Consider the following 16,883-nt stretch of genomic DNA (forward strand, 5'->3'; position numbering starts at 1 on the left):
TTCCCCGTGTCTCCGCACGATCCTCAGCTGACCGGCATCATTGTCGTCAACGAACGCTACTTCCCCGACAGCGAACTGGCCCCGGCCCATGTCGGTGCGACGTCCTTCGCCCGCTCCGTACTGCGCTGCCTGCGGGGGGCCGGCCTGTCCGCGGGCGTCCTGCTCTACCAGCGTGACGAGGACCTCGTCGAGCCCCGGATACGCCTGGCCCGTCGCTCCGGAGTCGTCTGCGGGCTCCTGCAGTTCAACTTCCGGATGGCGCGGCGGGTGGTCAGCGGCGCCATCGCCGAGGCCGCGAGGCTCCTGCTCGCCGAGCACGGCGAGACGCGTCAGGCCATGCTCTACTACCAGACCGACTCCCTCCTGGGCTTCCACCCCGATGAGTTCGCCTGCTGCGTGACCCATCACGGCCCGTTCGTGCACGACTTCGTCGGTACGTTCTCGGCCGACGCGACCGGCCGGGCGTTCGGCGACGCGACGAAGGCACTGCACCTGCTCAAGCACCAGGAACTCGGCCTGGACAGGGTCCGTACGAACGAGCGCATGTTCGTCCTGCAACACTCCCGCCTGCAGCGCACCCACCTGATCAACCGCGGCGTCGACGAGCGTCGCATCCGGGCCGTGCGACCGCCCATCGTGCTGCCGGACACGGTCGAACCCCTGCGTGACCCGGTCCTCCAGGGCTTCGTGGAGGGCGCTGCCGTGCTCGCCTTCACGGCGGTCGCGCGACTGGACTACTTCAAGAACGTCGAACTGCTCGTCGACGGCTGTGTCCAGGCGCGCCGACGTGGTGTCCCGCTGCGCATCCTGGTCGTCGGGGACGGCGTCGACGACGTCGCCGCCCGTGAGAGCCTGCGCTCGCGCGTGCCCGCCGAGTACGCCGACGCGTTCATGGCCGTCGGCAAACTGCCCAAACCGCAGCTCTACGCGCTGTTCGACAAGGCGAGACCGGTCGGCGTCTTCATCTGCCCCTCGCGCTACGAGACCCTGGGGATCACCCCGCTGGAGGCCGCCCTCTCCGGCGTGTGCACCCTCATGATCGACTCGGACAAGGTCGAGGCCCGCAGGTTCTTCCCCCGGACCCACCTCTTCGGACCCACCGGTGATGCGCTGGCCGACGCCGTCGTCCGCGTGCACGACAGCCATCTGGGCATCGAGCAGCTCGGCAAGCAGTTGCGCGCGGACATCTCCACCGAGATCTCCCGGGAGAAGTTCGAGCAGGACACGCTCACCGCCTGGGAGCACTTCTCCCGGGCCGTGCACACGGCCACCGCCTGACCACCGGCCGTACACCGGCCGCCCGTTGGAGGAGCAACGACGATGGTCCACGAAACGATCTCTCCGGACGGTCTCCCCGTCCGCGGCGCCCACCGCCGCAATCCCTACCAGTACCTGATGTCCGGCCCACAGTTCGACGCCCTGCTCACCCGGCTCGCGCTGCGCCGGGCGGAGAGCGTCTGGCGCAACCACCACATCTCCCCGGAGCGCGCACCCCACGGCGTCTACCCCAGGCCGCACATGGCGTTCGTCCTGATGGACGCCACAGCGGGCCCCTGGGTACCCAACGAGGACGCCGTCCTGGCGGCCGTCACCCTGGGAGAACGGGGCCACGACTTCCTCCCCTACGCCGCGGCCAAGGCGGCCGGGCACCGAAGAACCGGCCACAACTGGGGCACCGCCGTCCTGGTGGACCCGCACCTGTGCGGCGACGGCGGCTTCCGCTACGGCCACTCCGCCGAGGTACGCGGCCAGATCGTCGGGGCCAGCTCGCAGAGCCCCGACCAGGACCTCCACGAAGCCGCGGCTCTCGGCACGGACTTCGTCCAGGCACTGTCCGAACTCCACCAGACATGGGAGCAACGGACCGGCCCGGGCGAGTGGTTCACCACCGACGGCGGCACCGGCCCCGAACCCGTCGCCATGACCCGCTGGTTTCCTGCCCCGGAGCCCGGCGCGGCGCCCTGACGCCTGGCAGCCGCACGCCGCCCGCCATCCGCCGTCCACAACGGAGGCGGAACGCGGCGCGGACGGCGCTGGTCCCGGAGGCGGCGGGGGACTGACCGAGATACCTGCACAGGCGAGGGCCCTGCCCGTCCGACACGGACGGGCAGGGCCCTCGCGCGTACAACTACCGGCTGTACTACTCCGCCGAGGCAAGCCCGACGAACCCCACCCACGCCTCACGCGACACCTGGAGAACGGGGCCGGTCGCCGCCTTGGAGTCACGAACGTGCACGGCTCCCATGCCCGCCGCAACCTCGATGCACTGGCCGCCCTCGGTTCCGCTGTAGCTGCTCTTGAACCAGGCGAGGGATTCAGTGTTGTTCATAGCTCTCCCAGCAACTTCTCGATGAACGTCAGCGACTCTCGCGGGGTGAGAGCCTGTGAACGGATAATCCCATAGCGCGCGGCGGCGAGAACCGTTTGCTCCGGGTCGGTCGCCAGGGTGCTGGTGCTCTGCGCTTCGACGTACAGAAACTTCTTGCCGTCCTTGCGCGTGACAACCGTGAACGGGCCGTTCACGCCTGCGTTGTCTTCGCAGTCGGTCGGCATGACCTGGAGTTCGACGTTGCGCCGCTGGCCGGTCAGGAGCAGGTGTTCCAGTTGCCCTCGAAGAACTTCCTTGCCACCGTACCTGTGCCGCAGGACCGACTCGTCCATCACGAAGCTCAGCAGCGGCGCTGGGCGACGGTCGAGGATGTCCTGCCGGGCCAACCGAGCCATCACCCGTTGCTCGATCGTCTCCTGATCCAGAGGCGGACATCGCATGGCGAGCAGCGCCCGCATGTACTCCTCGGTTTGCAGCAGGCCGTTGACCACTACCGTGTCGTACGCGAGCAACTCCATCGCCCGCTTCTCCAACTGCGCCATCCCCTGGAAGAACGCCGGGTACTGCGCCTTCTCCAACATCTCCTTCCACACCGTCAGTAGGCCGCCCGCGTCCAGCACCTCGTCCGTCCGGTCGATCGCCCGCGGCGGCGGGATTCTCCGGCCCTGCTCGAACGACGCGATGGTCGACGCCGAGTAGCCCAGCCGGTTCCCCAGCTCCTCCCGTTCCATCCCCGCCCGCGTCCGCAGCGTCTTCATGCTCTGCCCGAACGCGGTGACCACGCCCTGGCTTGACTTGTCCGCCGCCCGAGCGCCGCTCTCCTCGTCCCGATCCGCCCCGGCCCTGGCATCGGCCCCGGTCTCGGGCTTCGTCCGCTCTGCCGCCATCGCACCCTGCCTCCCCGGACCAACGCCCACCGCTGGGCGCGGTCACGCCGTGCTTCACGTACCGGCACCGACACCGCGCGTACAAGAGGTTCGCGTCAGTGCGTCACCGCTGGTCACGCTACGCCACCGCGACGAGCCTGGTGGTCATGAACAGCAACGTCGACACCCACGGCCGCATGACTCAACCTTCCGGCTCGTCCTCGTACTTGAGTGCCCATGTCTTCGCCATGGGGTTCACCTCCACCGCCCGTGGTGCCCGGCTCGCCCGTCGACTGGCCGCCGTCCGCCTCGACGAGTGGGGCGTGCCGTACGGGACCGGGCCGCACGAGGCGGTCGTGCTGGTCGTCGCCGAGCTCGCGGCGAACGCGGTGCGGCACGGGCACGTGTCCGGGCGGGACTTCCACCTCCTACTCCGCATGACGGCGGAGGACCGGCCGACCGTACGGGTCGAGGTGAGCGACACCCGGGGCGAGCGAGTGCCGTTCCGGCCCGGGGAACTCCCCGTGCCCGCGCCGGGATCCGGGCTCGCCGGCGGGGGGCGGGGGCTGCTGCTCGTCGAGGGGATCGCCGACCGCTGGGGCTGGCATCCGAGGTCGCACGCGCCGGGGAAGACGGTCTGGGCCGAGTGCGGGCTTACCGGGCCGTCCGCCCCCTGACGCGGGCGGACGGCCGTCGGCCGCCACCCGGGCCCGGGACGAGCTCGTCGTCACCTGAAGCGGCAAGGCAAGCCGCTTCCTGCCCGCGGACGCGGACGCCACCGCTCTCCGGGCCGTGGACCTGCTCCGGCCGGACGGTCCGACGCCCGGTTCGGCAGTGGCGTCCATCGCCTGACAGCCGGCCGGGGAGAGGGTAGGGAGGACGGACGTGCGCAACGCGGCCTTGAGGTCTTGGGGTCACCTCACATCCGCCGGACCCCTGGACCGGTTGGTTCTCTTCGCTCGGCACCGGCCCGCTTCTCCCGAATTCCGCATGGCACAAACGGATGTGGTCCGCCACCCGGGTGTGGCGCCGGTGCGGCCGGGTCAGCTCCGGTAGCGGGCGCGGCCCGCCGCGGCGGCGACCGTCAGCGGGACGGTGAGGACCGCGGCCGTCAGGAACATTCCCCGGTAGGCGTGGTGCTCGGCGGGTCCGGCGGCGAAAGCGCTGGCGAGGGCGCTGCCGACGTAGAGAGCCAGGCCGAACATGGCGACGCCGGTGGCGCGGGCTGCCGGAGAGAGGCCGGTGGCCCAGGACTGGATCGTGGAGTGCATGAACGACCAGCCGCCGCCGAGCAGCAGTGTGCACACCACCAGCGCGGGCACCGACCGGCTGGCCGCGGCGAGGCCGAACGCCACCGCCATCTGCACCCCGCCGACCACGATCAGCCGTACCGGTGTCCAGCGCCCGACCAGCCGCTTGACCGTCTGCGCCGCGGCCATCGAGCCCACGCCGTACAGCGCGGACACCGCACCGGCCAGCGTCGCCGAGGCGCCCTGGGCCTCCAGGGCTGGTGCGATGTACGTCAAGAAGCCCAGTAGGACGGCGCCTTCGAGCATCGCGACGGCCATGACGTACCACTGCCAGCGGGAGCGCAGGACGACCTTGAACGGGGCCAGCAGCGCACCGGGCGCCGACCGCGGCGGCTCCGGCAGCCGGCGCAGGGCGACGGCCAGGTATGCGGCGATCAAGCCGGGCAGGGCGAAGACCAGGCGCCAACTGACGTAGTGCGCCAGCGCTCCGGCAACGATGGTGGCCACAGCGGTGCCGAGTGCGAACGCGGTCATCAGTTCGCTGAGCGGGCGCTGGCGGACCGGGGCGGGCACGGTGTCCCCGATGTACGTGATGGACGCGGCGATGGACGCGGCGAAGAACGCGCCGGCCGCGGCGCGTGCCACGATCAGCACGGTCGCGTCGGGTGCGATCACCGAGCAGAGTGCGGCGACGGCGGCCCCGGTCAGCGAGAGCCGCATCACCCGCACCCGGCCGAGACGGTCGCTCGCAAGGCCCCAGACCGGCTGCATCAGGCCGTAGGCGAGGAAGTAGCCGCTGGCGGCGAGCATCACCGTGGGCAGCGAGACGCCCAGCTGGGTGCCGATGAGCAGCAGCATCGGGGTGATGCAGAAGCGGTCGAAGTTGCTGACGAAACCGGCGGCGCGCAACAGGCGCAGCGAGGCGGCGGGGAGCGGCGGGGCGGTCGGGCCCGCGGCGGCGGCCGGAGGGGGCGCGGGGGTGGTGCGGTCCGAGTCGGTGGTGTCCATGGGGCTCCTTATGTCGTGCCTGCCGGTGCTTTCGGACCGGCAGCTCCAGCTCACCACCGCGGACGGTCACGGTGGCCCCGTAGCCGATTACCCTTGCTCACACGTTGTGGACGTGGTGCCAGGCCCCGGGGCGGGTCGGCGTCACAAGGGGGACGGGTATGAACGGCGGCGGACTCAACGGCCCGGGCCGCGAACTGGGCGCGTTTCTGCGCTCTCGCCGCGAGCGGCTGGCGCCCGCCGATGTGGGGCTGCCCGGCTCACCACGGCGCCGTACTCCGGGGCTGCGGCGCGGGGAGGTCGCGGAGCTGGCCGGGATCAGCAGTTCCTGGTACGCGTGGCTGGAGCAGGGCCGGGTCCGTACGTCGGAACAGGTGCTGCGGTCGGTGGCGCGGGCCTTGCGCCTGGCCCCGGACGAGACCGCGCATGTGATGTCGTTCGTGGAACGAACCGCGCCAGCCGAGCAGCCGCCGGGGTGGGTGTCGCGCAATCTGCTGTCGTTGGTGGAGTCGCTGGCGCCGAACCCGGCCGTGGTGCTCGACCCGCACTGGGACCTGCTGGCCTGGAACCCGGGGTACACGGCGCTGCTCACCGACCTGGCACGGCTGGCGCCCAAGCAGCGCAATCTGCTGTGGCTGGTGTTCCGCTGGCCGCCGGCCCGTGCGCTGCTGGCCAGTTGGGAGCCGGAGGCGCGGAGTCTGCTCGGCCAGTTCCGGGCGAAGGCAGCCCGGCACCCGGAGGACAGCCGGTACGCCGAGATCACCGAGGAGCTCCTTGCCGACCCGGATGCGGCGCGCTGGTACGGCCGCCGGGAGACCTCGGCGTTCCATCCCGCAGTACGCCATTTCCGGCACCCCGTGGCCGGCGATCTGCGGCTGCGGTACGTCAAGCTCGCCGCCGTCGACGAGCCGGGCCACCATCTGCTGGCCTACCTTCCCGACGACCGGGCGACGGAGAAGGCCCTGAAGGTGCTCGTCGGATGAGCCGGCGCCCATCGTCGCGAGCGGGCGCACGGGCGGCGGTGACGGCCCGACCGCGCCGGTGGGCTGCCGTCGGGTCGTCACCGGTGCACCGCGGACGCTGGTGCGTCAGGAGGTGCGTGCCGGAAGGCGAGGTGTCAGGGCATGAGCACCGCCTTCATCACCGATCCGTCGGCGACCGCCGTGAGCGCGTCGGCGTGCCGCTCCAGAGGGAACGGCGTGACCAGGCTCGCCAGGTCGAAGTGGGCGGTGAGGGCCGGCAGCAGACGGACGTATTCGACGAGATGGGCGCCGGTGAAGGCCCAGGAGCCGACGACGTCGAGCTGCCGGTGGACGATCTGGTGCGGGTTGATCAGGGTGTCCCCGGCATCCGTGTACTGGCCGATGATCAGGTAGCTGCCGCCCCGGCGGGCGAGGGTGAGGCCCTGCCCGACGGCGGCCGGTACCCCGGCACACTCGATTACGAGGTCGGCGCCGCCCCCGCCGGTGGCGGCCCGTACCTGCTGCAGGACCGCCTCGGGGTCGGCGGCGCCGACGATGTCCAGGTGAACGTCACCGATGCCGGCCGAGGCGGCCCGGGCCAGCCGGCCGGCCGGGCCGCCGACGATGATGACCTTGGCGGCACCGGCAAGTCGCGCGAACGCGGCCGCCGCGAGACCGACCGGGCCGCTGCCCTGCACCACGACGGTCTCGCCCAGCCGTACCGGCCGCCGCTCGTACAGAGCGTGTGCCACGGTGGGTCCCGCGCAGGCCAGCGACATGGCAGCGAGCGGGTCGGTGGCGTCGGGGACCTTGATCACGGTGGTGCCGGGCTCCAGCACGATGTGGTCGGCCCAGGCTCCGGAGAGTTCCGGGCCGTCGGCCAGGGCGCGGTTGACGCCGTAGGTGCGGCGCCGCTCGCAGAGGGTCGGTTCGCGGTGCAGTCGGCAGGGCGGGCAGACGCCGCAGGCGATGGAGGAGGCCCACATCACCGTGTCGCCGGCGGCGAGCGGTGCCCCAGTGGCGTCGTGGCGAGTCCCGGCGCCCAACTCCCGTACGACACCGAGCCCTTCGTGGCCGAGGACGAGCGGGGTGGGGATGTCCAGGTGGCCCTGTTGCAGGTGCAGGTCGGTGCCGCAGATGCCGCCGTAGCCGCAAGCGACGATCACGCCGCCGTCGGGGGCCTGGGGCAGCGGGAACTCCCGGAGCCGCGGTGACGCGTTGAACTCCTCCAGGACGACTGCGCGTCCGGTGCGGGCCGTCATGCCATCACCGTCCGCAGCACCTCGGAGAACGGCGCTTCCAGCGGCCGCAGCGGCTCGGTGTCGCGGCACACGACGTAGTCCGGGCGGGGTGTGCCCTTGGGCCGCGGCAGGTTGGCGGTGTCGTTGTAGGTGGCGATGAGGAGCCGGCGGGCGAACGGTGACATGTTGGGTGCCGAACCGTGCACGATCTGCGGGGAGAACAGCACGACGGAGCCGGCCGGGCCCTTGGGGCTGGTCATGCCGTGCCGGTCGACGAGCTCGGCGAGCTGCTGCGGGGTCAGCGAGATGTCGTCGGGGTCGAGGTGCTGCTCGGACCTGGCGGTGGCCGAGCGGCCCTCGCGGACGAGTCCGCCGCGGTGCGAGCCGGGCAGGAAGATGACTGGGCCGTTGAACTCGGTGACATCGTCGAGGAACACCCCGATGTTGACCTGACAGGGAGAGGGAAGTCCATCGGCGAGGCGCCAGGCGAGGTAGTCCTGGTGCCAGGCCCACTTGCCGCCGCCGAACGCCGGCTTGGTGTTGATCTTGAACTGGTACACGTACACGTCGTCGGTGAGCAGATGCTGGACGGGCGGCAGGACACGTGGATCGCGGATCAGGCCGGCGTATTCGGGCTGGCGCTGGTGCGATGAGTAGACCGCGCGGACCTCCGGGCCGCCGCCCTCGGTCACCACCTGCGGGCCGGGGATCTTGGCGTCGCGTTCCAGGGCCTCCCGCAGAGTCTCCACCTCCTGCTGGTCGAGAAGGGATTCCAGCATCAGGAATCCGTGGTCGTGGTACTGGTCGACCTGTTGCTGGGTCAGTCGCATGCGCTTCTTCTCCTGAGGATGAAGGGGGCCGTCGGGGCGGTAGACCGGCGCTGGGGTGTCAGCCCATGAAGTGACCGCCGTCGACGACGAGTTGCTGTCCGGTGATGTAGCTGCTGCCCGCGGTAACCAGGAACTCGAGGGCATCTGCCATGTCCTCGTCCGTGCCGAGCCTGCGGCCGGGGATGGCGTTCAGGACGGTGGCCAGCCGCTCCGGGTCGTCGAGGCGATATCGCTCGACGACCTCGTCGGTGTCGGTGAATCCGGGCAGCAGGGCGTTCACCCTGATGTGCGGGGCCAGTTCGAGTGCCAGGCACTTGTTGAGCTGGAGCAGGCCCGCCTTGCTGGCGCAGTAGTTGGCGCCGCTCGTACGGGGCCGGATCGCCGTGGTGGAGGCGATGTTGACGATGCTGCCGCCGCCGGCCTCTACCATCGCAGGCGCCAGGGCCCGGCTGAGGTGGAAGGGGCCGGAGAGGTTGGTGGCGAGCACCGTGTCCCACTCCTCGGCGGTCATCGACAGGAACGGCCGGTCGAGATTGACGCCGGCGTTGTTGACCAGGACGGCGGGTGCGCCGTGCTCGCTGGTGATCCGGGCGCAGACCGCTTGGATCTCGTCGGACCGTGTGAGGTCGCAGCGCAGTGTCTCGATCCGACCCTCACCGGCCCTTTCGGTCTCTCGTGCGGCGAGGTCGTTGCCGCGGTAGAGGGCGATCACCCGGTGGCCGAGGGAGGCGAGCCGCAGGCTCAGTGCCCGTCCGATGCCGCGGGTGCCGCCACTGACCACGGATGTCGCCATGGCGCCTCCCTGAAGTGGCGTGCAATGACGGTCAGTTGGAGACAAGGTCGCCGCGCTTGAGCCCGGATCCCTCGGGCACGGCGGCCGGGTCGCCGCCGAGGTCGGTGACCGCGTTGTGCTTGTCCACGAAGACGACGTGCGGGACGAAGGAGGCAACCTCGGCGTCCGTCATGGCAGCGTAGGCGATGATGATGACGCGGTCGCCGGGGCTGATGAGCCGGGCCGCGGCACCGTTGATGCCGATGACACCGGATCCGGCCGGGCCCTCTATGACGTACGTGGAAAGCCGGGAGCCGTTCTCGATGTCCACGATGTCGACCTTCTCGCCGGGCAGTAGGTCGGCGGCCTTCATCAGGTCGGAGTCGATGGTCAGCGAGCCGACGTAGTGCAGGTCGGCCTGGGTGACGGTGGCACGGTGGATCTTCGACTTCATCAGGGTGCGGTACATGGAGATTTCCTCACGTGTGGTGGGTCGGTGCCGGCGCGGCCGCGGGTCGGGTCAGACCGGCCAGGTGGCGTAGCGCCGCATGCCGTACAGCAGCGGCGTCGCATCGGTGGCCGAGGTGTGCATCTCGGTGTGCAGCACCTCGCCGATGACAATGGTGTGGTCGTCCGCGGGGATGAGCCGGGTGACGCGGCACTCGGCGGTGGCGTGGGCGTCCTGCGGCAGCACCGGAAGGCCGGTGACGGGTCCGGGCCGCCAGGGGACGGTGCTGAAACGTTCGGCGGCGGGGCCGGCGAACGCCTCGGCGGCGCGGCGCCCGGCGCTGTGCAGCAGGTTGACGGTGAAGGCGCCGCGGACGGTGAGTACCGGCAAGGTGCTGCCGTTGTCGGCCGCGCACACCAGGAGCTGCGGCGGGTCGAGGGAGAGCGAGCACAGGGCGGTGCAGGTGAAGCCGTACGCAGTGCCCCGCGCATCGGCGGTGGCGACGACGGCGACGCCGCTGGGGTGGGAGCCCATCAGGGCCCGGAAGGCGTCGCGGGTGACCGCGAGATCGCCCTGGACGGGGGTCACCATGCGAAGGCCCGGGCATCGAACAGATTGACGCCGACAGCGGCCTTGCCCAGGTACTCCAGGCACTCCTGCGGCTTGGCCGGCATCACGTGCGCGAACGACGCCTCGCGGATCAGTCGCTCCAGGGGGTGGCTGCGGCTGACGGCGGCCGAGCCGCACAGTCGCAGCGCGTCCTGGGCGAGCTGTGGGCCGACCTCGCCGACGACGTACTTGGCGGCGTGGACCATGGTGTTGGCCTCCAGGCTGCCGCGCTGGGTGGTGACGAGGTCACCGGCCTCGTGGACCAGGGCGCGGGCGGCCCGGAGCCGGGCGTACATCCGGCCGAGCTCCTGGTGCACGACGGGCGAGTCGGCGCGGCCGGGGGCCGCGGTGACATGGTCGACGGTGTGCCGGAAGAGGGCTTCGGCGATGCCGAGGTAGGCGCCGGTGTAACCGGCGACCATCCAGTGCGGTTCGCGGACGACCTTGAACAGGGACATGCCCTCGACGCCGAGGTAGAGGCGGGAGCGGGGCACCGGGACCTCGTCCAGGGTCATCGCGGCGGTGCTGGTGCCGTACATCGCGGACATGTGGTGGACGGTGCCGAAGCTGAGGCCGGGGTCGTCGGCGGCGACGACGAAGTGTGAGACCTCACCGGTGTCCTCGGTGCCGTCGGCGGAAGCGGCCGCGACGACGTAGTAGTCGGCGGCGCCGGCGAGCGAGACGAAGGACTTCCTTCCGCTCAGGATGTAGTGGGTGCCGTCGTCGGAGAGCCGGTAACGGGTCTGCAGGCCGCGGAGTTTGGCGCCACGGCCGGCCTCGGAGGTGGCGGAGGCGAACAGCTTGTGCCCGTTCACGACCTCGTCCAGCATCCAGGAGCGGAACGTCTCGGCGGCCGGGGGCAGCCGGGTGCCGGCGGCGTCTGCGAGCGCGCCGATGACGACGTGATGCATGTTGAAGCCGAGGGCGGCAGCGCCGTTGTGCGCGCCGAGTTCGGCCAGCACCCGCCAGTAGTCCCCGAAGCCGAGGCCGGCACCACCCGCCTCCTGCGGGACGAGCAGGGCGAGCAGGCCGGAGTCGCGCAGGAGGCGGTAGGCCTCGTGTCCGTCGGCGCGCCCGGAGTCGGCATCGGCGGCGAGCGGGGCGAGCGCGGTGCCGGCCTCCGCGGCGAGTTTGCGGAGGTCGTCGAGTTGGGTCGGCAGCGTCATCGATGTCCTTCGGGTCGGTTCTCGGCCGGTCGGTGCTCGATCAGGCAGTGCTCGAACAGTCAGTTCTCGACCGGTAGGCCGAGTTGACGTGCGATACCCACGCGCAGCAGGTCGTTGGGGCCGGCGTAGGTGAGGGCCGCCATGGGGCTTGCCAGGTCGGCGGCCAGATCGAAGTCGGGGAGGAAGGCGCGTACGCCGGACAGCGCGGTGGCCTGCTCGGTCAGTCGGACGTAGTCCTCGGAGACGGAGATCTTGGTGAGGGCGGCCTCGGTGGCCAGCTGGCGGGCGGGCGTACCGCCGTCGAGCCGGGCGGCCATCGCGTAGAGCTGGACGCGAGAGCGGTGCAGCGCCAGTGCCATGTCGCTGACCCGGGAGGCGACTTGGTGGCTCGCGCCCATGCGGCGGCCGAAGTGGTCGCGCTTTCTGGCCCACGCGACGGTACGGGCCAGGGTGTGGTGCATCGGGCCGAGGGCGTAGCCGAGGATGACGGAGCGTTCCCAGGCGGTGGTGGAGGCCATCACCGCAAGGCCGGAGCCCTCCTCGCCGAGCAGCGCGCTCGTCGGCAACCGGGCGGCGTCGAAGAGGAGCTCCCCCATCGGCACGGTGGGCAGCGCGGTCTTGGTGAAGGTCTCGCCGCGGCGGACCCCCGGCAGGTCGAGCGGGACGAGGAACGCGGACAGCGCGAACGGGGAGCGTCCCTCGGCGGTGCGGGCGAAGACGATCGCCCGGTCGGCGACAGGGGCGGCGGTGATGAACGTCTTGGCGCCGTCGAGGACGAAGCCATCGCCGTCGCGCCGGGCGCGGGTCTCCATGGAGAACGGGTCGCTGCCGCCGCCGCGTTCGGTCAGCGCGTGGCACAGCAGCACCCGCCCGTTCTGGACGTCGGCGACCGCGCGCCGGGCCTCGGCGCCGAGGGCGGCCTGCAGTGGGAACTGCATCCCGAAGACCTGCGAGGCCAGCGCGTAGCACAGGCCCGGGTCGACGCCGGCCAGACCGATGCCCTCGATCATGGCGAGCGAGCGGACGACGGGGCCGGGCCCCCCGGCGTCCGGTGCGGCGAGCCGCAGGACGCCAAGGCCGGCCATGGCCTGCCACTGCGTGGTGAAGTCCTTGGCAGCGACCTGTTCCAGGACCGGTGCGGCCAGGTCCCGGTAGGTGTCGACGAGCCGCTCGGTCTCCGGGGTGCCGGTGCGCAGCGCCGCGAGGGTCACGGCGCTCACTCGTCGCCCTCGCCGGCGAGGTTCCCGATGGCGGCCCACAGGGCCTTGGGGGTACGGAAATTGGCGGCGACGATTGCGGTGTCGGGCAGGGAGATGCCGCCTTCCTTGTCGAGCGCCGTGACGATCTCCATGATCGCTAGCGAGTCGACCAGGCCCATCTCAAGCAGCGGGGTGTCGGCGTTCAGGGACCGGTCCTCGCCGGGGCCCCAGGTGATGCGGCTGCTGATGAGGGTGCAGAGTTCTTCGACACTGTTCATGCGGGGATCTCCTCCAGGTGTGCGGGGTCGGTGGCGTGGCTCAGGGCACGGCGGTCGACCTTTCCGCTGGTGGTGGTGGGCAGCGTGGCGACCGGGACGATCCGGTCGGGCAGCATCCGCTTGGGCAGCACGTCGCGCAGCGCGGCCAGCACGTCCCGTTCGGTGGCGTCCGTCTGTACGTAGGCCCAGATCTGGTCGGCGTACGGGCCGTCCTTGGCGACGACGGCGGCGACGGCGACCCGTGACAGGTCGAGGACGGCGCTTTCCACGTCGAGCAGGTCGATGCGGTGGCCGCGTCGTTTGATCTGGGAATCGCGCCGGCCGCGCAGGAAGACCCGGCCGTCGGGGGTGATCCGGCCGATGTCGCCGCTGGCGTAGGCGCGGCGGGCCACTCCGTCGCGGAAGGTGACGGTGCGGGTGGGGTCGCTCGGTTCGCCGCCGTGCAGATAGCCCTGGAAGACGGTGGGTCCGGCGATGTGGATCTCGCCTTCGCCGTCGGTGGGCCGGCCTTCCTCGTCGAGCACCTCGATGTGTACGTCCCCGATGCCGCGGCCGATGGTCAGTTCCTGGCCGGCGGTCCAGTCGGCCGGCACCCGGTAGTAGGTGCAGGCATTGGTCTCGGTGGGCCCGTACAGGTTGTAGAGGGGCACCCCGTCAAGGAGCCGCAGGTACCGTTCGAGGAGTTCCGGGGCGAACGCCTCCCCGCCGAAGGCCGCGAGACGAAGGGCGGGCGGGCGGGCGTCGGCGATGCCGCCCTGCTGAAGCATGCCGTGATAGAGGGAGGGTACGGCGATGAAGTGGGTGATGCGCTGTTCGGTCAGCCAGCCGACGACATCGCGCGGGAAGGTTCGCAGCAGGTCCGGCATCAGGACCGTGCAGGCGCCGGTGGCAGCGGCGCTGAACAGGTCGAAGGTGGTCAGGTCGAAGGTGAGGGCAGCCTGGGAGCCGATCCGGTCGTCCGGGGTGAGGCCGAACTCGCGGGCGGCCCACAGGGCGTAGTGGGCGACGTTCTCGTGCGAGAGCAGGACGCCCTTGGGCCAGCCTGTGCTGCCGGAGGTGAAGAGGATGTAGCCGCCGCGATCGGTGGGCGCGGGCAGTGGCGCGGGCCGCTCCTCGGGGGCGAGCACGCGCAGCCAGTGCAGGCCATGGTCGAGGGCGCCCTCGTCGGCCGGAGAGCCGTCGCGGACGCGGGTGGCGGCGCGGTGGGCCCCGGCCAGGGCGCGGTTGCTGGCCAGCAGCAGGGACAGGCCCGCGTTGCGGATCATGCGGGCGGTGCGTTCCGGAGGGTCGGCGGTGTCGAGGGGCGCCGCCACCGCACCGGCCCGCAGCGCCGCGTACAGGGCGATGACGGTGGCCGGGGTCTTGGGGGCGTAGACGCCGACCCGGTCGCCCGGTGCGACGCCGGCGGCGGTCAGCCCGGAGGTCAACACGTCGACGGCTCGGTCGAGTTGGGCGTAGGTCCAGCTTTCACCGGCGCCTTCCAGGGCGGTGCGGTCGGGGTGGGTCTGCGCGGAGCGGGCCAGGAGGGCGTCGAGGCGTGTGGGGTGCTCCGTGGTCATCAGGCGGCCTCCACGGAATGGGTGTTCGTGGTGTGTGTGGTGAGGAAGGCGCGGATGGTGTCGATGACGAGGTCGGGGCAGACCAGGTGGGGGTAGTGGTCGCAGCCCTCGGGCACCAGCTGCTGGAAAGGGCCGCGGACCGCGCGCTCGACGGCGTCGACCTGGCCGAGGGAGCCGTACTCGTCCGCGTCTCCCTGGATCACCAGCACCGGCGCGGTGACGTCGAGGTCGTCCTCGATGGACCAGCTGCGGAAACCGGGAGAGAGCCAGACCCCGCTCCACCGCTCGAAGACGGCCCGGGGGTCGTCGTGTACAAGGGCCAGCTTCTTGGCGAGCGGACCGGCCTGGTAGGAGGCGCTGGCGGCCTCGATGCCGATGCGGTTCTCCTGCTCGAAGTACATGTGCGGGCCCATCCCGACGACGGCTTCGACGGGCCGCACCGAGGCGTGCAGCAGCGCCATGGAGGCGCCGTCGCTGTGGCCCACCAGGACGGGGCGGTGCATGCCGAGCGCGTCGAGCAGCTCGGGCAGCAGGTCCTGGGCGTGCTCGTGCATGTAGCGGGGGGTGCGGGGCAACGGATCGGGGCCGCTGCCGCCGTTGCCGTGGCGGGAGTAGACCAGGGCGCGGCGTCCGGTGGCGGCGGCAAGGCGGGCGGGAAAGCGGCCCCAGGCGGCGACGCAGCCGAGTCCGCCGTGCAGGAAGACCAGGGGGGCCAGGTTCGTGTCACCGTCGATGACGACGTGTTCGAGGGGGCCGTTGCGCGTATCGATTACCGGCACATCAACATCCTTCTCCGTGATTTACGGCGGCAGAGCGGACATTCCAGAAAACCCGGCCGGATTTACCCCGCGTCGATCTGTCGCAGCGGGCGGAGTAGATCCGGGCGGCGGGAGCGGAAAGGCTGCTGAAACAGTTGAGGAAATAGCTTTCAATAGGGCGAAGGCAGGCGGCAGGACAGCGATGCAGGGCCGAAGTGCCGCGTTACATCGAACTGCCTGTGCCGAGCCTCATGCCGCTGCCGGGTGGTGCGGGCGGCAACGGGCCTCGGAGTATCCTCCGGGGTTGCGAAGTGGCTGGCTTGGGGCGCGGGTGCCCGCCGAGCGCCCCGCCGGCCGCGTTTTATTTCGCTCTTCCTTTGGTCGGTTTTGCGCCATTCCGTTTGACGGCGCGCACCAATACTCCCGCATGGCGTACCCCCGTTGAACGTACGACTGCACACCGGTGGCGTCCAATGCCGGCGCGTGACGATTCCCGGACGCCTGTCCGCTCGGTGATACCTAGAAGACTAGACAAACTATCGAGGCGGCGGAAATGACATTGCTGAACGACCTATACGCTCCCAGAATGAATATCGACCTGCGTCACTTGCGATGTTTTCTGGCCGTAGCCGAGGAAGGAGGCTTCACGGCCGCCGGCCGCCGCCTGCATCTGGCCCAGCCGACCCTGACCCGCAACATCAGAACCCTCGAGGAGTCCCTGGGCGTACGGCTCTTCGAACGCACCACCCGCAGAACCGAGCTCACCGACAAGGGAACGACGCTCTTGGGGACTGTCGCCCCACTGCTGCGCCAACTCGATTCGGCGCTCAAGGATGTGCGGGAAGGGGAGAAACTGTGCATCGGGTTCAGCTGGGGACTGCCCGAGGGCTTATCGCGGATCGCCGCGCGGTTCGGGGAGGTGACCGGGGTCCGAGTCGAATTCGCCCGCTGTGACACCCCCCAGGCCGGACTCGATACCGGCCGGGTGCATCTGGGCCTGCTGCGCGGCGCGCCCCTCCCGAAGGGGCTGCGCGGCGTCCTCCTCTACGAAGAGTCCCGCATCGCGGCCGTCCCCGCGAGCTGGCGGCTGGCCGAACGCACCGAACTGGACTGGGCGGAGCTCGCCGATCTGCCGTTGATCATCAACACCGTCAGCGGCACGACCTTCCCCGAGATGTGGCCCGCCGGCAGCCGGCCGACGGTCGGCGCCGAATGCCGAAACTGCGACGAATGGCTGGAGCAGGTGGCTGTCGGCCTCGGCGTGGGTACCGCACCGGTCTCCGCCGCCCGCCGCTACACCCATCCCTTCGTCCGCCTCGTCCCGCTGACCGGAGCACCCACCGTGCCCGCATATCTCGCACACCCCTCGCACGGTGCCCACCCGCAGGCCACGCGCTTCGCCGACCACGCCTGGCGGGTGGCGGACGAGCTCCAGACGTAGCAGGCACCGGCCGCGCGCCACTGTCCGCCGCCGTGTGCCGCTGGTCCATGTCCTGATCGCCCGGGCTCCACGCTCCCTGCGAGTGCCGACGCGCCTCCGTGACCGTCTCCGGCCCGCCCGGCAGTACCTCTACGATGCAGCGACGGTCCCGCATGCAGGTCGGGCACCGG

At 71.1% G+C, this 16,883-nt stretch carries 18 protein-coding genes; 5 read left to right on the forward strand and 13 right to left on the reverse strand.

Features of this window, described 5'->3' with window-relative positions:
* The first annotated feature begins 6 nt into the window (after positions 1-6).
* Both AMK22_RS14570 and AMK22_RS14575 read left to right on the forward strand, forming a co-directional pair.
* Positions 7-1,278 carry a glycosyltransferase gene (locus AMK22_RS14570; RefSeq protein ID WP_073785098.1) on the forward strand — a complete coding sequence of 424 codons (1,272 nt, stop codon included), beginning with the start codon at positions 7-9 and terminating at the stop codon, positions 1,276-1,278.
* 42 nt (positions 1,279-1,320) lie between these two features.
* Positions 1,321-1,965, forward strand: coding sequence for a hypothetical protein (locus AMK22_RS14575; RefSeq protein WP_073785099.1), 645 nt, complete (start codon positions 1,321-1,323; stop codon positions 1,963-1,965).
* Positions 1,966-2,140: 175 nt separating this feature from the next.
* Here AMK22_RS14575 and AMK22_RS14580 read toward each other — a convergent pair whose 3' ends face one another.
* Both AMK22_RS14580 and AMK22_RS14585 read right to left on the reverse strand, forming a co-directional pair.
* Positions 2,141-2,329 (reverse strand): DUF397 domain-containing protein, encoded by a 189-nt coding sequence (locus tag AMK22_RS14580; RefSeq protein ID WP_073785101.1) that lies wholly within the window; start codon positions 2,327-2,329, stop codon positions 2,141-2,143.
* Complete coding sequence (locus AMK22_RS14585; RefSeq protein ID WP_073785102.1) at positions 2,326-3,216, reverse strand: helix-turn-helix domain-containing protein; 891 nt, start codon at positions 3,214-3,216, stop codon at positions 2,326-2,328. The genes AMK22_RS14580 and AMK22_RS14585 overlap by 4 nt, the downstream gene beginning before the upstream one ends.
* Before the next feature lie 146 nt (positions 3,217-3,362).
* Between AMK22_RS14585 and AMK22_RS14590 the strand changes: the two genes are divergently transcribed.
* On the forward strand, positions 3,363-3,872 hold the full coding sequence (locus AMK22_RS14590; RefSeq protein ID WP_199883219.1) for an ATP-binding protein: 510 nt from the start codon (positions 3,363-3,365) through the stop codon (positions 3,870-3,872).
* A 366-nt stretch (positions 3,873-4,238) separates the two neighbouring features.
* On the opposite strand, the gene AMK22_RS14595 is transcribed toward AMK22_RS14590, so the two are convergent.
* Positions 4,239-5,453: an MFS transporter gene (locus tag AMK22_RS14595; protein ID WP_073785104.1), complete on the reverse strand. Its 1,215-nt coding sequence runs from the start codon at positions 5,451-5,453 to the stop codon at positions 4,239-4,241.
* A 158-nt stretch (positions 5,454-5,611) separates the two neighbouring features.
* On the opposite strand from AMK22_RS14595, the gene AMK22_RS14600 reads away from it, so the two are divergent.
* Positions 5,612-6,433 (forward strand): helix-turn-helix transcriptional regulator, encoded by an 822-nt coding sequence (locus tag AMK22_RS14600; protein WP_073785105.1) that lies wholly within the window; start codon positions 5,612-5,614, stop codon positions 6,431-6,433.
* Between the two features lie 134 nt (positions 6,434-6,567).
* On the opposite strand, the gene AMK22_RS14605 is transcribed toward AMK22_RS14600, so the two are convergent.
* From AMK22_RS14605 to AMK22_RS14650, 10 genes are read right to left on the reverse strand one after another with little or no spacing between them, the layout of a single operon-like run.
* Positions 6,568-7,674 (reverse strand): zinc-binding dehydrogenase, encoded by a 1,107-nt coding sequence (locus AMK22_RS14605; RefSeq protein ID WP_073785106.1) that lies wholly within the window; start codon positions 7,672-7,674, stop codon positions 6,568-6,570.
* Positions 7,671-8,483 (reverse strand): phytanoyl-CoA dioxygenase family protein, encoded by an 813-nt coding sequence (locus AMK22_RS14610; protein WP_073785107.1) that lies wholly within the window; start codon positions 8,481-8,483, stop codon positions 7,671-7,673. The genes AMK22_RS14605 and AMK22_RS14610 overlap by 4 nt, the downstream gene beginning before the upstream one ends.
* Before the next feature lie 58 nt (positions 8,484-8,541).
* Positions 8,542-9,276: an SDR family NAD(P)-dependent oxidoreductase gene (locus AMK22_RS14615; protein ID WP_073785108.1), complete on the reverse strand. Its 735-nt coding sequence runs from the start codon at positions 9,274-9,276 to the stop codon at positions 8,542-8,544.
* 31 nt (positions 9,277-9,307) lie between these two features.
* Positions 9,308-9,724: an aspartate 1-decarboxylase gene (gene panD, locus AMK22_RS14620; RefSeq protein WP_073785109.1), complete on the reverse strand. Its 417-nt coding sequence runs from the start codon at positions 9,722-9,724 to the stop codon at positions 9,308-9,310.
* A gap of 51 nt (positions 9,725-9,775) precedes the next feature.
* Complete coding sequence (locus AMK22_RS14625) at positions 9,776-10,294, reverse strand: flavin reductase family protein (RefSeq protein WP_073785110.1); 519 nt, start codon at positions 10,292-10,294, stop codon at positions 9,776-9,778.
* Positions 10,288-11,478 carry an acyl-CoA dehydrogenase family protein gene (locus tag AMK22_RS14630; RefSeq protein WP_073785111.1) on the reverse strand — a complete coding sequence of 397 codons (1,191 nt, stop codon included), beginning with the start codon at positions 11,476-11,478 and terminating at the stop codon, positions 10,288-10,290. Before AMK22_RS14630 ends, AMK22_RS14625 begins: the two co-directional genes overlap by 7 nt.
* 59 nt (positions 11,479-11,537) lie before the next feature.
* Complete coding sequence (locus tag AMK22_RS14635) at positions 11,538-12,698, reverse strand: acyl-CoA dehydrogenase family protein (RefSeq protein ID WP_242433977.1); 1,161 nt, start codon at positions 12,696-12,698, stop codon at positions 11,538-11,540.
* Positions 12,695-12,955 (reverse strand): acyl carrier protein, encoded by a 261-nt coding sequence (locus AMK22_RS14640; RefSeq protein ID WP_073785112.1) that lies wholly within the window; start codon positions 12,953-12,955, stop codon positions 12,695-12,697. Before AMK22_RS14640 ends, AMK22_RS14635 begins: the two co-directional genes overlap by 4 nt.
* A complete protein-coding gene (locus AMK22_RS14645; protein WP_073785113.1) occupies positions 12,952-14,514 on the reverse strand; it encodes an AMP-binding protein in 1,563 nt (520 codons plus the stop codon). The genes AMK22_RS14640 and AMK22_RS14645 overlap by 4 nt, the downstream gene beginning before the upstream one ends.
* Positions 14,514-15,293, reverse strand: a complete 780-nt coding sequence (locus AMK22_RS14650; RefSeq protein ID WP_073785114.1) for an alpha/beta fold hydrolase — start codon at positions 15,291-15,293, stop codon at positions 14,514-14,516. Before AMK22_RS14650 ends, AMK22_RS14645 begins: the two co-directional genes overlap by 1 nt.
* A 565-nt stretch (positions 15,294-15,858) precedes the next feature.
* Here AMK22_RS14650 and AMK22_RS14655 point away from each other — a divergent pair.
* Positions 15,859-16,713, forward strand: coding sequence for a LysR family transcriptional regulator (locus AMK22_RS14655; RefSeq protein ID WP_073785115.1), 855 nt, complete (start codon positions 15,859-15,861; stop codon positions 16,711-16,713).
* Positions 16,714-16,883: the final 170 nt, after the last annotated feature.

Source organism: Streptomyces sp. CB01580 (assembly GCF_001905795.1).
In the GTDB taxonomy this organism is placed as follows: Bacteria; Actinomycetota; Actinomycetes; order Streptomycetales; family Streptomycetaceae; genus Streptomyces.

What these genes read in the sequence shown, in the direction of transcription:
- AMK22_RS14575 (WP_073785099.1), top strand. Translation starts at nt 1,321, where the DNA reads ATGGTCCACGAAACGATCTCTCCGGACGGTCTCCCCGTCCGCGGCGCC.
- AMK22_RS14580 (WP_073785101.1), bottom strand. Translation starts at nt 2,329, where the DNA reads ATGAACAACACTGAATCCCTCGCCTGGTTCAAGAGCAGCTACAGCGGA.
- AMK22_RS14585 (WP_073785102.1), bottom strand. Translation starts at nt 3,216, where the DNA reads ATGGCGGCAGAGCGGACGAAGCCCGAGACCGGGGCCGATGCCAGGGCC.
- AMK22_RS14590 (WP_199883219.1), top strand. Translation starts at nt 3,363, where the DNA reads ATGAACAGCAACGTCGACACCCACGGCCGCATGACTCAACCTTCCGGC.
- AMK22_RS14595 (WP_073785104.1), bottom strand. Translation starts at nt 5,453, where the DNA reads ATGGACACCACCGACTCGGACCGCACCACCCCCGCGCCCCCTCCGGCC.
- AMK22_RS14600 (WP_073785105.1), top strand. Translation starts at nt 5,612, where the DNA reads ATGAACGGCGGCGGACTCAACGGCCCGGGCCGCGAACTGGGCGCGTTT.
- AMK22_RS14605 (WP_073785106.1), bottom strand. Translation starts at nt 7,674, where the DNA reads ATGACGGCCCGCACCGGACGCGCAGTCGTCCTGGAGGAGTTCAACGCG.
- AMK22_RS14610 (WP_073785107.1), bottom strand. Translation starts at nt 8,483, where the DNA reads ATGCGACTGACCCAGCAACAGGTCGACCAGTACCACGACCACGGATTC.
- AMK22_RS14615 (WP_073785108.1), bottom strand. Translation starts at nt 9,276, where the DNA reads ATGGCGACATCCGTGGTCAGTGGCGGCACCCGCGGCATCGGACGGGCA.
- panD (WP_073785109.1), bottom strand. Translation starts at nt 9,724, where the DNA reads ATGTACCGCACCCTGATGAAGTCGAAGATCCACCGTGCCACCGTCACC.
- AMK22_RS14625 (WP_073785110.1), bottom strand. Translation starts at nt 10,294, where the DNA reads ATGGTGACCCCCGTCCAGGGCGATCTCGCGGTCACCCGCGACGCCTTC.
- AMK22_RS14630 (WP_073785111.1), bottom strand. Translation starts at nt 11,478, where the DNA reads ATGACGCTGCCGACCCAACTCGACGACCTCCGCAAACTCGCCGCGGAG.
- AMK22_RS14640 (WP_073785112.1), bottom strand. Translation starts at nt 12,955, where the DNA reads ATGAACAGTGTCGAAGAACTCTGCACCCTCATCAGCAGCCGCATCACC.
- AMK22_RS14645 (WP_073785113.1), bottom strand. Translation starts at nt 14,514, where the DNA reads ATGACCACGGAGCACCCCACACGCCTCGACGCCCTCCTGGCCCGCTCC.
- AMK22_RS14655 (WP_073785115.1), top strand. Translation starts at nt 15,859, where the DNA reads ATGAATATCGACCTGCGTCACTTGCGATGTTTTCTGGCCGTAGCCGAG.